Annotated in this window: 13 protein-coding genes; 9 read left to right on the top strand and 4 right to left on the bottom strand. The window is 63.4% G+C overall.

All coding sequences use genetic code 11. From position 1 onward, the window contains the following. Window positions 1-106 precede the first annotated feature (106 nt). From cysG to AC1D08_RS18815, 7 genes are all read left to right on the top strand, one after another. Window positions 107-1,558 carry a siroheme synthase CysG gene (gene cysG / locus AC1D08_RS18785; protein ID WP_457151048.1) on the top strand — a complete coding sequence of 484 codons (1,452 nt, stop codon included), beginning with the start codon at window positions 107-109 and terminating at the stop codon, window positions 1,556-1,558. Beyond that, the gene (locus AC1D08_RS18790) at window positions 1,555-1,860 is read left to right on the top strand and encodes a DUF2849 domain-containing protein (RefSeq protein WP_095084733.1); all 306 of its coding nucleotides are present in this window, start codon (window positions 1,555-1,557) and stop codon (window positions 1,858-1,860) included. The genes cysG and AC1D08_RS18790 overlap by 4 nt, the downstream gene beginning before the upstream one ends. Window positions 1,861-1,902: 42 nt before the next feature. Next, on the top strand, window positions 1,903-3,573 hold the full coding sequence (locus AC1D08_RS18795; RefSeq protein WP_457151046.1) for a nitrite/sulfite reductase: 1,671 nt from the start codon (window positions 1,903-1,905) through the stop codon (window positions 3,571-3,573). Next, on the top strand, window positions 3,548-4,315 hold the full coding sequence (locus AC1D08_RS18800; RefSeq protein WP_457151045.1) for a phosphoadenylyl-sulfate reductase: 768 nt from the start codon (window positions 3,548-3,550) through the stop codon (window positions 4,313-4,315). Before AC1D08_RS18795 ends, AC1D08_RS18800 begins: the two co-directional genes overlap by 26 nt. A 166-nt stretch (window positions 4,316-4,481) precedes the next feature. Further along, window positions 4,482-5,015: a DUF934 domain-containing protein gene (locus AC1D08_RS18805; protein ID WP_477397497.1), complete on the top strand. Its 534-nt coding sequence runs from the start codon at window positions 4,482-4,484 to the stop codon at window positions 5,013-5,015. Between the two features lie 96 nt (window positions 5,016-5,111). Further along, window positions 5,112-6,719, top strand: coding sequence for a GMC family oxidoreductase (locus AC1D08_RS18810; protein ID WP_457151043.1), 1,608 nt, complete (start codon window positions 5,112-5,114; stop codon window positions 6,717-6,719). A gap of 191 nt (window positions 6,720-6,910) precedes the next feature. Further along, complete coding sequence (locus AC1D08_RS18815; protein WP_457151042.1) at window positions 6,911-7,531, top strand: DJ-1/PfpI family protein; 621 nt, start codon at window positions 6,911-6,913, stop codon at window positions 7,529-7,531. A gap of 109 nt (window positions 7,532-7,640) precedes the next feature. Here AC1D08_RS18815 and AC1D08_RS18820 read toward each other — a convergent pair whose 3' ends face one another. The 3 genes from AC1D08_RS18820 to AC1D08_RS18830 all read right to left on the bottom strand — a co-directional run bounded on the left by AC1D08_RS18820 (window position 7,641) and on the right by AC1D08_RS18830 (window position 9,498). Then, window positions 7,641-8,660 (bottom strand): fatty acid desaturase, encoded by a 1,020-nt coding sequence (locus AC1D08_RS18820; RefSeq protein ID WP_457151041.1) that lies wholly within the window; start codon window positions 8,658-8,660, stop codon window positions 7,641-7,643. Window positions 8,661-8,821: 161 nt separating this feature from the next. Then, window positions 8,822-9,199, bottom strand: coding sequence for a hypothetical protein (locus AC1D08_RS18825; RefSeq protein ID WP_457151040.1), 378 nt, complete (start codon window positions 9,197-9,199; stop codon window positions 8,822-8,824). A 98-nt stretch (window positions 9,200-9,297) separates the two neighbouring features. After that, window positions 9,298-9,498 carry a hypothetical protein gene (locus tag AC1D08_RS18830; RefSeq protein ID WP_457151052.1) on the bottom strand — a complete coding sequence of 67 codons (201 nt, stop codon included), beginning with the start codon at window positions 9,496-9,498 and terminating at the stop codon, window positions 9,298-9,300. A gap of 239 nt (window positions 9,499-9,737) precedes the next feature. On the opposite strand from AC1D08_RS18830, the gene grpE reads away from it, so the two are divergent. Then, window positions 9,738-10,370 carry a nucleotide exchange factor GrpE gene (gene grpE, locus AC1D08_RS18835; RefSeq protein WP_457151039.1) on the top strand — a complete coding sequence of 211 codons (633 nt, stop codon included), beginning with the start codon at window positions 9,738-9,740 and terminating at the stop codon, window positions 10,368-10,370. A 108-nt stretch (window positions 10,371-10,478) separates the two neighbouring features. Beyond that, complete coding sequence (locus AC1D08_RS18840) at window positions 10,479-11,111, top strand: trimeric intracellular cation channel family protein (RefSeq protein WP_457151038.1); 633 nt, start codon at window positions 10,479-10,481, stop codon at window positions 11,109-11,111. 86 nt (window positions 11,112-11,197) lie between these two features. Here the strand turns inward: AC1D08_RS18840 and olsB are convergent, their stop codons facing one another. Beyond that, window positions 11,198-12,073 (bottom strand): l-ornithine N(alpha)-acyltransferase, encoded by an 876-nt coding sequence (olsB, locus tag AC1D08_RS18845; protein WP_457151051.1) that lies wholly within the window; start codon window positions 12,071-12,073, stop codon window positions 11,198-11,200. Window positions 12,074-12,129 lie beyond the last annotated feature (56 nt).

The raw sequence follows: 12,129 nt of genomic DNA on the forward strand, positions 1-12,129 counted from the left end.
TCAGAAAAGCGATTGCATCCCGCCAAGCGATGCGCGAGTGCGTTCCTTCTGGTTTTTCGCGCCCGCGCGTAGAACTGCAGGCCCGTTCAGGATTACGCTCGCGTCCATGCCGCACACTGTTCCCAAGCTCAATGCCTTCCCCGTCTTCCTGCGGGTCGAGGGGCAAACCGTGGCCATCGTCGGCGGCGGCGACGAGGCGCTGGCCAAGGCGCGGCTGATCGGGCAGTCGAGCGCGGCCCTGCGCATCATTGCGGAACACGTCGAGCCCGACCTGTTGGCCTTCATCGCTCAGGCTGGCGCGAACCATGTGGCCGCCACGTACGACGTGTCGCAGCTCGAAGGCGCGGTCATGGTGTTTGCGGCCAGCGGCGACGACGAACTCGACCGCCGCGTGGCCGCGGACGCGCGCCGTCTGGGGATCCCGGTCAATGCCGTCGACCGGCCGGAGCTCTGCGATTTCTTCACCCCGGCGCTGGTCAACCGCGCGCCGGTTGCCATCGCCATCGGCACGGAAGGGGCAGGCCCGGTGCTTGCCCAGATGCTGCGCAGCCGCATCGACCAGCTGCTGTCGCCGTCGCTTGGGCCGCTGGCAACGCTTGCCGCGTCGTTTCGCGGTGCTGCCGAGAAACTGCTGCCGAAAGGCAACGCCCGTCGCCGCTTCTGGAGCGACTTTTTCGGCGGCGCGCCTGCCCATGCCGTGGACGCAGGCCAGCTGTCGCAGGCGCATGACGCCGCCGTCGATCTTCTGCTTTCAAACACGCCACCTTCGGGCCATATCGCGCTCGTCGGTGCCGGTCCGGGAGCCGAGGATCTTTTGACCTTGCGCGCCCACCGCCTGCTGATGGAAGCCGATGTCATTGTCCATGACGCGCTGGTACCGGAAGCAGTCGTTGCCATGGGACGTCGCGATGCCGAGCGCCTGCCGGTCGGCAAACGCAAGGGCTGCCACACCAAGAGCCAGGCCGAGATCAATGCGCTGCTGGTCGAGCTTGGGCGCCAAGGCAAGCGTGTCGTGCGGCTGAAGTCGGGCGATCCACTGGTGTTCGGTCGGGCCGGCGAGGAGATGGCGGCACTGCGTGATGCCGGCATCGCCTATGAGGTGGTTCCGGGTGTTACCGCAGCCTTCGCCGCCGCCGCCGATTTCGAATTGCCGCTGACCTTGCGCGGCGTTTCCTCGTCGATGGTGTTCACGACCGGCCATGACCTCAAGGGCAATTCGCTGCCCGACTGGGCCAAGCTTGCCATTTCGGGCGCGACCGTCGCCGTCTATATGGGCCGCTCGGTGGCGGCCGAGGTTGCCGGCCGGCTGATCGAGGCCGGTCTGTCGCCCGACACGGCGGTGGCCGTGGTCGAAAATGCCAGCCTCGCCAATCGCCGCCGCTTCCACGGCACGCTTGCCGACCTGCCGTCGCTGGAAGCGCGTGCCGATCTTTCCGGCCCGGTCATGACCATCATCGGCGATGCGGTTGCCGGCGCCAACTTTGAACGGTCCGAGCCGCTTGCGGCTCACAGGCATGCAGGCGTGTCCGCAGCTGCCACTGAGGGAGTTCAGCAATGAAGATACTGACCGCCAACCGCCTTAGTGATGGCATTGCCGTCTGGTATGCCGATGGCGGCTGGGCCGAGACGGTAGACCATGCCGACCTCGCGCACGACAAGGCGGCCGAGGATCGGCTGGAGGCGATCGGCGCCAAGGCCTATGCAGACAACGAAGTGGTCGACGTCAATTTGATCGACGCCGATGTCGTTAACGGCATCGTCGAGCCGGTGCGGTTGCGCGAGAAGATTCGCGCCGCCGGCCCGACCATCCGCAACGATCTCGGCAAGCAGGCTGCCAAGCAGGCGACTCGGGCAGCTTAACAAGACACCAGGCATGGGCGGACGCGCCCTGAAAGACGAAGCATGTACCGTTACGATGAGTTCGACCACGATTTTGTCCAGGCCCGCGTCGCCGAGTTCAGCGACCAGGTCCAGCGCCGCCTTGCCGGCGAGATCACCGAGGACCAGTTCCGGCCGCTGAGGCTGATGAACGGCGTCTATCTTCAGCTGCACGCCTACATGCTGCGCATCGCGGTGCCCTATGGCACGCTGAACGGCAAGCAGTTGCGCATGCTCGGCCACATCGCCCGCAAATACGACAAGGGCTACGGCCATTTCACCACGCGCCAGAACATCCAGTTCAACTGGCCAGCGCTGTCTGACATCCCGGCGATCCTGGCGGATCTGGCAAGCGTCGAGATGCATGCCATCCAGACCAGCGGCAACTGCATCCGCAATGTCACCGCCGACCATTTCGCCGGTGCCGCCGCTGACGAGGTCGCCGATCCGCGCCCCTATGCGGAAATCCTGCGCCAGTGGTCGTCGGTGCATCCGGAATTCTCGTTCCTGCCGCGCAAGTTCAAGATCGCGGTGACAGGTGCCGAACGTGACCGCGCCGCCATCCAGACCCACGACATCGGCCTGCACCTGAAGAAGAACGCCGCCGGCGAACTCGGCTTCGCCGTGTATATCGGCGGCGGCCAGGGCCGCACGCCGATGGTGGCCAGGAAGATCCGGGACTTCCTGCCGGAAGCCGACCTTCTGTCCTACTGCACGGCGATCCTGCGCGTTTACAACCTCTATGGCCGCCGTGACAACAAGTACAAGGCGCGCATCAAGATCCTTGTCCACGAGACCGGCGTCGAGGAAATCACCCGCCAGGTCGAGGCCGAGTGGCAGGAACTGAAGGACGCCGAGCTGAAATTGCCGGATGCCGATATCCGCGCCATCCAGGCCTATTTCGCGCCTCCGGCGCTCAATGACCGGCCGGACGGCGACGCAGCGGTTAAGCTGGCGCGCCTCGATTCGAAGAGCTTTTCCGATTGGCTCGACCAGAACGTGGTGACGCACCGCCATCCCGACTATGCGGCGGTGACCATTTCGCTGAAGGGCATCGGCGAGGTGCCGGGCGATGCCTCCGACAGCCAGATGGAAGCAGTCGCCGACATCGCCGAGAAATACGCCTTCGACGAGCTTCGTGTCAGCCATGAGCAGAACCTGATCCTGCCGCATGTGGCGCGCGCCGATCTCAAGGCGGTCCATGACGCACTGGTCGACATCGGGCTGGCGACGGCCAATTCCAACCTGATATCGGACATCATCGCTTGCCCGGGCCTCGACTATTGCGCGCTGGCGACGGCGCGCTCGATCCCGATCGCGCAGGAAATCTCGCGCCGCTTCGCCTCGCTGGAGCGGCAGCGCGAGATCGGCGAACTGAAGCTGAAGATCTCCGGCTGCATCAATGCCTGCGGCCATCACCATGTCGGCCATATCGGCATCCTCGGCGTCGAGAAGAAGGGCTCCGAGCTCTATCAGGTGACGCTGGGCGGCTCGGCCGACGAGAATACTTCGGTCGGCGAGATCATCGGTCGCGGCTTCAGCTCGGAAGAGATCACCGACGCCATCGAGCAGATCGTCGAGACCTATCTCGGCCTTCGGCTCAACCCACAAGAAAAATTCATCGACGCCTACCGCCGAGTCGGTCCCGCGCCGTTCAAGGAGGCGCTCTATGCTGGCGAAGCCAAGGCCGCTTGACCAGATCGTCGACGTCGTCGATGACGGCATAGCTGCGAAAGCGGCGGGGCTCGATGCGCTTTATGGCCATCTGACCCCGCTAGAGATCATCGAACGCTCGGCCCGCGAACTGTTCCACGACGAGATCGCCGCGGTGTCGTCATTCGGCGCGGATTCGGCCGTGCTGCTGCACATGATCTCCAAGATCGACCGGACGCTGCCGGTCATCTTCCTCGACACCGGCAAGCATTTCGAGGAGACGCTCAGCTATCGCGACGCGCTTGCCGCCGATTTCGGGCTGCCCAACATCCGGGTGATCAAGCCCGAAGAAGCAGCGCTCGAACGGATCGACCCGACGGGCAATCTGCACCAGAGCAATACCGACGCCTGCTGCGACGTGCGCAAGGTCGAGCCGCTGGCGCGTGGCGTTGCACCTTTCCGCGCCTGGTTCACTGGCCGCAAGCGCTTCCAGGCCTCGACCCGGGCAAGGCTTCCTGTGTTCGAGGCGGTCGGCCCGCGCATCCGGATCAATCCGCTGGCGCACTGGACGACATCGGACCAGGCGGACTACATGCGCGCGCATGCGCTGCGCGAAAATCCGCTGGTCGCCTATGGCTATCTGTCGATCGGCTGCTTCCCGTGCACGCAGCCGGTGCAGCCCGGCGAGGACGCGCGCAGCGGCCGCTGGGCCGGTCATGCCAAGACCGAGTGCGGCATTCACCTGTCGGGACTGGAAAAGTCGCTGACCGACGCATCGCTCTAGGGTATGTGATATTCAGGTGATGCCGGCCTGCAAATGGCGGCTTCCTGCGCTTCCGGTGCTCACGTACTTTGGTACGCTCCGCTCCGGTTCTCGGAAGCCACCATTTTCGTCTCGGCCTGACCTGAATTTCAACATCCTGGGATTCTTTGGGCTTTAGGAATTTTTGATGACCGAACCGACCACACCGGAGACCCGCCTCTGGACCCCGACGGGTTTTCGCGAGGACGAGTGGGCTCATGCCGAAGGCGCGGACGCGCTGTCCGGCAATGGCCGCTTCATCCTGCCGCTGCAGGCGTTCCTCGCTCTCGACCCGGAGGTGCGCCGGTCCGCCAGGGAGCGGCTCGGTGTCGCGCTGCAGCCCGGCGACCAGCTCGAGAAGATCGCTGATCTGCTAGACCAATTGTCGCTGGTGGCGCTGGCCTTCCCGGCCTTCAGCGATGGCCGTTCCTTCTCCAAGGGCGAATTGCTGCGCAGCCGCTATCATTTCGAGGGTGCGGTGCGCGCCACCGGCCAGGTGCTGGTCGACCAGTTGCCGCATATGCTGCGGCTCGGCTTCGACGAATTCGAGATATCTAACCCGGTGCTGTTGAAACGGCTGGAAGAGGGCCGCACCGGCGGGTTGGGGCTCTACTACCAGCCAACTGCCATGCCGGAGCCCAGGGGACCAAAGTATTCCTGGCGGCGCGTTCGCGTCAGCTGACGCAGCGGTAATTCCGCGTGCCTTTACAACGCCTCTGATAGGGCCTTCTCTTGGCCATCCGGACGGAAACATCCGCCGGGTGTCCGGGAGGAGATCATGGATTTCGACTATGTCATTGCCGGTGGCGGGTCCGCCGGCTGCACGCTTGCCGCGCGGCTCTCCGAAGATCCATCGAAAAAGGTATGCCTGATCGAAGCCGGCGGCGAGGGTACAAACCTGCTCATCCGCGCGCCGGCAGGCGTCATAGCGTTGTTGCCGGGCCGGCCGAAGATCAACAACTGGGCCTTCGAGACGGTGCCGCAGCCAGAGCTTGGCGGCCGCAAGGGGTACCAGCCGCGCGGCAAGGCGCTGGGTGGCTCGAGCGCCATCAATGCCATGCTCTACACACGCGGGCACCGCAGCGACTATGACGAATGGGCCAATCTCGGCTGTGACGGCTGGTCATGGGGCGAGGTGCTGCCTTATTTCCGGCGTGCGGAAGGCAATCAGCGTGGTGCGGATGCCTTGCACGGTGGCGAGGGACCATTGCGGGTCGCCGAGCAGCAGGAGCCGCGTGCGCTCTCCAAGGCCTTTGTCGAGGCCTGTGGCGAAAACCAGGTCCGGCGCAACGATGATTTCAACGGCGTCGAACAGGAAGGGGCCGGACTTTATCAGGTCACGCAATTCTGGGGCGAACGCCGCAATGGCGAGCGCTGTTCGGCTGCCGCCGCCTATCTACACCCGGCCATGAGCCGGCCAAACCTCACCGTTGTCACCGGAGCGCACGCCACGGGTATCGTCCTTGAAGGCAAGCGGGCTGCCGGCGTGCGTTATCGCGCTGGCAAGAATGAAGCCGTTGCGAAAGCCAGGCGCGAGGTCATCGTCTGCGCCGGTGCCTTCGGCTCGCCGCAGCTCTTGATGCTGTCCGGGATCGGCCCGGCTGTCGAGCTTGCAGCCCACGGAATTCCGATCGTCCATGAACTGCCCGGCGTCGGCAAGAACCTGCAGGACCATCTTGATTTCATCATGGGCTGGAAATCGAAGTATACCGACATGATGGGCATTGGCCTGCGCGGTCTGCCTGGACTGCTGCGGCATCTGCGGCGCTGGCGCAGGGATGGCGGCGGCATGATCGCCACGCCCTACGCGGAGGGCGGCGCCTTCCTCAAATCCGACCCGGCGATCCACCGTCCCGATCTGCAACTGCATTTCTGCATCGCCATCGTCGATGATCATGGCCGCAAACTGCATATGGGTTATGGTTTTTCCTGCCACGTCTGCGTGCTGCGGCCGCATTCGCGCGGCGAGGTCGGGCTGTCGGCGCGCGACCCGCTGGCGCCACCGCGAATCGATCCGCGTTTTCTGTCCGACAAACGCGACGCCGAACTGTTGCTCAGGGGTGTCAGAATGATGCGCGGCATATTGGAGGCGCCGGCGCTGGCCAAATACCGCGCCAAGGAAATCTACACCGCCGGCGTATCGAGTGATGCCGAGCTGATGACCCATATCCGAGCCCGCGCCGATACGATCTATCACCCGGCGGGCACCTGCAAGATGGGCATCGACGACATGGCGGTGGTCGATCCGCAGCTCCGCGTGCGCGGCATACGGGCCTTGCGGGTGGTCGACGCCTCGGTGATGCCGACGCTGATCGGCGGCAACACCAATGCACCGACCATCATGATCGCCGAAAAGGCGGCGGACATGATCAAGGCGGTGGCCTGAAGGAGTTCTGGTCGAACCAGTGTTGCTAATTTCGCCTGTTTTGAAGCGATCTATGGCGATGCCATCCCCGGCCGACGGGAACTGGTCTTACCAACGGGGGATTTGTGCTTTCCCTTTCGCCTTCCTGCCCTTAGGATAGGTCCATTATTTCATCATCCGAAATAAATGTGGCCACAAGGGAGGAACCGGGAATGGCTGGCAAGAAGATATTGATGCTCGTTGGCGAGTTCAGCGAGGAGTACGAGATTTTCGTCTTTGAACAGGCCATGCATGCCGTTGGCCATACGGTGCATGTCGTGTGCCCCGACAAGAAGGCCGGCGACATCCTGAAGACGTCGCTGCACGACTTCGAAGGCCACCAGACCTATACGGAAAAGCTCGGCCACGACTACATCCTCAACAAGACCTTCGCCGAGGTGAAGCCGGACGACTATGATGCCGTGTATGCGGCGGGCGGGCGCGGGCCGGAATACATCCGCATCGACAAGCGGGTGCAGGGGCTGGTGCGGCATTTCCATGAGGCCGGCAAGCCGATCTTCACCATCTGCCACGGCGTGCAGATCCTGATCGCCGTCGACGGCGTGGTGCGGGGCCGGGAAGTCGCAGCGCTTCACTATTGCGAGCCGGAGGTGACGCTGGCCGGCGGCATCTACATCGACGTCGCGCCGACCGGCGCCCATGTCGACGGCAATCTTGTTTCAGCCAAGGGCTGGCCGGGCCTGTCCAATTTCATCCGCGAATGCCTGAAGGTGCTGGGCACCGAGATCCGCCATGGCGAGATCCTGATGCGCGAAGAGCGTCAGGCGGCCTGACCCGCCGGGCAATTCCAGGAAAAGGGTGAAAGGTTTTCCGTCCGGAATTGCGTCAAGACAAATCCAGGATTTGCCAAATGCCGCCGCGCCGTATGGTGCGGCGGTCTCTTTATGCCGCCAGCGCCTCGCGGAACGACACCAGCTTGCGGCGGTTCTCGTCCCACAACGCCAGTTTGACGCAGCGCAGGCTGTCGAGCAGCGTGACGCGACCGATGCCGCGCAGTTCCGGATAATCCCGCAGCACTTCCTGCAACCGGTAGCCCGGCACCTTGGCGGAGAGGTGGTGGACGTGGTGGACGCCGATATTTCCGGTGAACCAGTTCAGCACCGGCGGCAGGTCGTAGTAGGACGATCCGTGCAAGGCGGCGTGTTGGAATTCCCAGTCCGCATCCTTTGCCCATTCCGTCTCCTCGAACTGGTGCTGGACGTAGAACAGCCAGATGCCCGCCGAACCGGCAAGGATGACGATCGGGAGATGGACAACCAGGAACGCGCCGGGGCCGACGAACCAGATGAGGATAGCCGCCGCAACCGCGATGCCAAGATTGGTGGTCATTGACGACACCCAAGGCGTCAGGCCGCCACGCATCATGCCGACAGGCAGCCTTTGCTCGAAGATGAACAGCCAGATCGGTCCCAGCCCGAACATCACCAGCGGGTGACGATAGAGACGGTAGGCGAGACGGCCCCGCCATGACAATTGCCGGTATTCGGCAACGGTCAACGTCCTGATGTCGCCCATGCCGCGCTCGTCAAGATTGCCAGCGCTGGCATGATGGGTCGCGTGGGCGCGCCGCCAGCAGTCGTAGGGCGTCAGCGTCAGGATGCCGAGCGCGCGGCCGATCCAGTCGTCGGCATAACGATTGGCGAAGAAGGAACCATGGCCGCAGTCGTGCTGGATCATGAAGATGCGCACCAGAAACCCGGCCGCCGGAAGAATGAGGACCAGACCCCACCAATGACCGTAGGAGTAGGCGGCCGAAGAGAGCGCCCAGAGCGTGACGAAGGGAATAAGGGTGATGGCGAGTTCGAGCGCGCTGCGGCGCCTATCCGGCTTCTTGTAGCGTGCCAGAATCTTCAGCCAGGCGCGCTTGCTGTTGGCAGCCGCCTCAGGGGAAATCATGTTCATCAGGAATCATAGGCGGGGTGTCCCGCCACCGCAAGACAGGGATCACGCAAAATTACTGTGCGTAATTGTCGCGTGGCACGGCGGTCGACCCGGTCAGTCCCAACTTGACCCAGTCGACGATTCACCCTGGAGCGCCGGGTTTTTCTGCTTTGGGGCGATCACTACTCCCGATCGAGGATGGGGCAGCCGCGCTCGGTTCCAAAAGTCACGCGCACGCGGTCGCCATACTGTCTGCCCCGGACGGTGATCTCGCGGCGGCCGATGGACTCTATCCTTGCCCGGCGAATGCCCATCCGTTCCGCCTTGTCGAGAGCCCGGTCTTCCGTGCAGCCTCGTGAGTGGCGACGGTCGCGCCAGTCGTCGCTGCGGACATCGCAATCGTCGTAGTTGGGATCGCAATCTGGCAGGAGCTTCAGCCGCGGGCCATGTTTGCCCAATTCCAGCTGCAGGCTCTCTGCCTGTGACGGAAAGGCCACCAATGCAACGGCGCCAAGGCCGACAAGCGCCGACAGCAATGAGGTGGTCGAAACCTTGCGCACTACGTCCTCCATGTGAATCATAACGCATCCATCACTAGATGGTTCGGCTCTCTCAGGCTATTGCCGATGGAGGGTTGTTGCCAGATCGATCGTTGCGCTTACTGCCGGCGCCAGCCGGCGTCGCTGTCCTCCACCCCGTCGAGGCGATCGAGCAGCTCCCTGAGGCGGTCGGGAATGTCGGTCTCGGTGCGGAAGGCCGGCAAGGTACGCAGAAAGCGCGTCACCGCCTCGGCACCGAACTGGCGCCTGACCTCGGTGGCCAACCGTTCTCCCTTTTCGCCTTTGTTGCGGGTCATAATCTCAAAATCCTGTGTCAGCTTCGAAACTCCTCCAGCAGGGGAATGGTTCCCGCACCACGCCTTTGTGGCAAGCAAAGCCGTCATTTAAGGTAAAGCTTGAATTAAGATCGAAAGACCGTGCCGTTCGTTGCCCCGCCCTGGTCAAGGGCCTCTACCATCGCTTACCCCTTGATTTTTGGCCGCCAAACCTCGATATCGGGCTCAAAATCCATATCATTCGAGATTGACGGGAAACGGCGATGAGCGACCAGGCAAAAGACGAACGCGCGCCCGATGAAGTCGAGGCGACCGAGGCCAATGCCGAGCGCACGGAAGGCAGCATCGATGGCGACTATGAAGCCCTTGTGCGGCTGCTGAAGGAAAATGAGGATCTGAAGGACCGCGCGCTGCGCGTCGCGGCCGAGATGGAAAACCTGCGCCGCCGCACCGCGCGCGACGTGCACGACGCGCGCACTTACGCGGTGGCGAATTTCGCGCGCGACATGCTGTCGGTGTCGGACAATCTGCGCCGTGCGCTCGACGCCATCCCGGCTGAAGCCAAGGCATCCGGGGACGCCGGCTTCAAGGCGCTGATCGAAGGCGTCGACCTCACCGAGCGCGCCATGCTGTCGGCGCTGGAACGGCACGGGGTCAAGAAACTCACGCCTGAAGGCGAGAAGTTCGATCCCAATTTCCACCAGGCGATGTTTGAAGTGCCCAATCCGGATGTCCCTGCCAACACCGTGGTCCAGGTCGTCCAGCCGGGCTATTCGATCGGCGAGCGGGTGCTGCGCCCGGCCATGGTCGGCGTCGCCAAGGGCGGCCCGAAGTTTGCCGCGGAAGCCCCAGTCGAGCCTGGGCCTGTCAATGAGCAGGCCGAGAAGGATGCCTGACGAGAGCGAGTAGCGAATAGGGGGTAGCGAGTAGGAAATAGTTGATAGCGGCCAAGTGGCTTCGTGCTATTCCCTATTCGCTACTCCCTTCTTGCTATTCGCTCACTCATGAACCCCATCGCTCTTCTCGACTATGCCGGCGTCGCCGTCTTTGCCGCGACCGGGGCGCTTGCTGCTTCACGCAAGCAGCTCGACATTATCGGTTTCCTGTTCCTGGCCAGCGTCACCGGCATCGGCGGCGGCACGTTTCGCGACCTGATCCTCAACGTGCCGGTGTTCTGGGTGGGAAACCGGGACTACCTGCTGATCTGCGCGGTGGTGGCGGTGGTGGTGTTCTTCACCGCACACCGTGTCGAATCCCGTTACAAGCTGCTGCTCTGGCTCGACGCAATCGGCCTTGCCGCGTTTTCCGTGATGGGCGCGGCCAAGGGGCTCGCCATCACCGGCTCGCCGGCGGTGTCGGTGATCACCGGCATGCTTACCGCTACATTCGGCGGTATCCTGCGTGATCTTCTGGCCGGGGAGCCTTCGGTGCTGCTGAAGCCCGAAATCTATGTCACGGCCGCGCTCGTCGGCGCTGCCATCTTTACAGCAGGCGATGTGGCTGGCTTACCGCAGATTGTCTCAGGATGGGCCGGCTTCGCCGCGGCGTTCGCCGTGCGCGGCGGCGCGCTTCGCTTCGGCTGGGCGTTTCCGCCCTACAAGAGCCGGCCCGGCCGGCGACCGGAAGATATTCCGTGAAAAGAGGGAATAGCGAATAGGGAGTAGCGAATAGCGGTTGTTGCCGCGCAACTCCGGCCACGACGTCCTATTCGCTATTCGGCTGTTCACGCAGCGAAGCGCTGGGCTTCCCCGCCATAGTAGTTGACGTAGCGGGCGCCGATTTCCTTGACCGGCATCACGACGAACACGTCGACCGTTGAGAATTCGCGGTCGATGACGCAGCCATCGCCGATGCGGGCGCCGACGCGCAGATAGCCCTTGACCAGCGGCGGCATCGCCGCGATCGCCGCCTTGGCATTGACCGCCTCGATCGGCATCAGATCCATCGAACAGTAGCGCCCGGACACCGCGCGCACGTCCCAGGCCGAATTCGTCCGGCAGTGGTGGGCGAGATAGGTAAGCGCCTCGGCATGCGCCGCCGGCACAGTGCCGTGGAAGGACGCGCAACCGGTCATCACACCGATTTCGTAGTGGTTGATATAGGCCCAGATACCTTGCCACAGCGCCTCGATGGTGCGCTTCGAACGATATTCAGGCAAAACGCAGGAGCGGCCGAGCTCGAGAAAACGCTGACCGGGGTGACGGGCGATAAGCTTGGTCAGCTCGAATTCACCTTCGGAATAGAAGCCTCCAGCGGCGGCCGCGATTTCTTGCCGCAGCAGGCGATAGGTGCCGACGATACGTCGATGTTCGGGGCCGGAAAGCGAAGTATCGAATACGAGCAGATGGTCGCAGAGCGGATCGAACCGGTCGGCGTCACGGCGATCCGGCGCCTGGAACAAATCCTTCCTGGCGCCGAGTTCATCGTAGAACACCCGGTAGCGGACTTCCTGCGCGGCCGCGATCTCGGCCTCGTTGCGGGCGAGCCGCACTTCGAGATTACCGATACGGCCGAGTGCTGCGCCCTTTATGACGGAATCGACGTTACGTCCGGCAAGCAAGGCGCTGCTGGCGTTCGGCCGAGTGTCACATTCCGGCATAACTGTATGCACGAGGATTCTCCTTCGAGCCATCCCTCTTGGCACGGGGATACGGT

Source organism: Mesorhizobium sp. P2_E6 (assembly GCF_056403835.1).

Bases quoted from the DNA above. Each gene is read 5' to 3' on its own strand.
- cysG (WP_457151048.1), top strand. From the start codon at position 107: ATGCCGCACACTGTTCCCAAGCTCAATGCCTTCCCCGTCTTCCTGCGG.
- AC1D08_RS18790 (WP_095084733.1), top strand. From the start codon at position 1,555: ATGAAGATACTGACCGCCAACCGCCTTAGTGATGGCATTGCCGTCTGG.
- AC1D08_RS18795 (WP_457151046.1), top strand. From the start codon at position 1,903: ATGTACCGTTACGATGAGTTCGACCACGATTTTGTCCAGGCCCGCGTC.
- AC1D08_RS18800 (WP_457151045.1), top strand. From the start codon at position 3,548: ATGCTGGCGAAGCCAAGGCCGCTTGACCAGATCGTCGACGTCGTCGAT.
- AC1D08_RS18805 (WP_477397497.1), top strand. From the start codon at position 4,482: ATGACCGAACCGACCACACCGGAGACCCGCCTCTGGACCCCGACGGGT.
- AC1D08_RS18810 (WP_457151043.1), top strand. From the start codon at position 5,112: ATGGATTTCGACTATGTCATTGCCGGTGGCGGGTCCGCCGGCTGCACG.
- AC1D08_RS18815 (WP_457151042.1), top strand. From the start codon at position 6,911: ATGGCTGGCAAGAAGATATTGATGCTCGTTGGCGAGTTCAGCGAGGAG.
- AC1D08_RS18820 (WP_457151041.1), bottom strand. From the start codon at position 8,660: ATGAACATGATTTCCCCTGAGGCGGCTGCCAACAGCAAGCGCGCCTGG.
- grpE (WP_457151039.1), top strand. From the start codon at position 9,738: ATGAGCGACCAGGCAAAAGACGAACGCGCGCCCGATGAAGTCGAGGCG.
- AC1D08_RS18840 (WP_457151038.1), top strand. From the start codon at position 10,479: ATGAACCCCATCGCTCTTCTCGACTATGCCGGCGTCGCCGTCTTTGCC.
- olsB (WP_457151051.1), bottom strand. From the start codon at position 12,073: ATGCCGGAATGTGACACTCGGCCGAACGCCAGCAGCGCCTTGCTTGCC.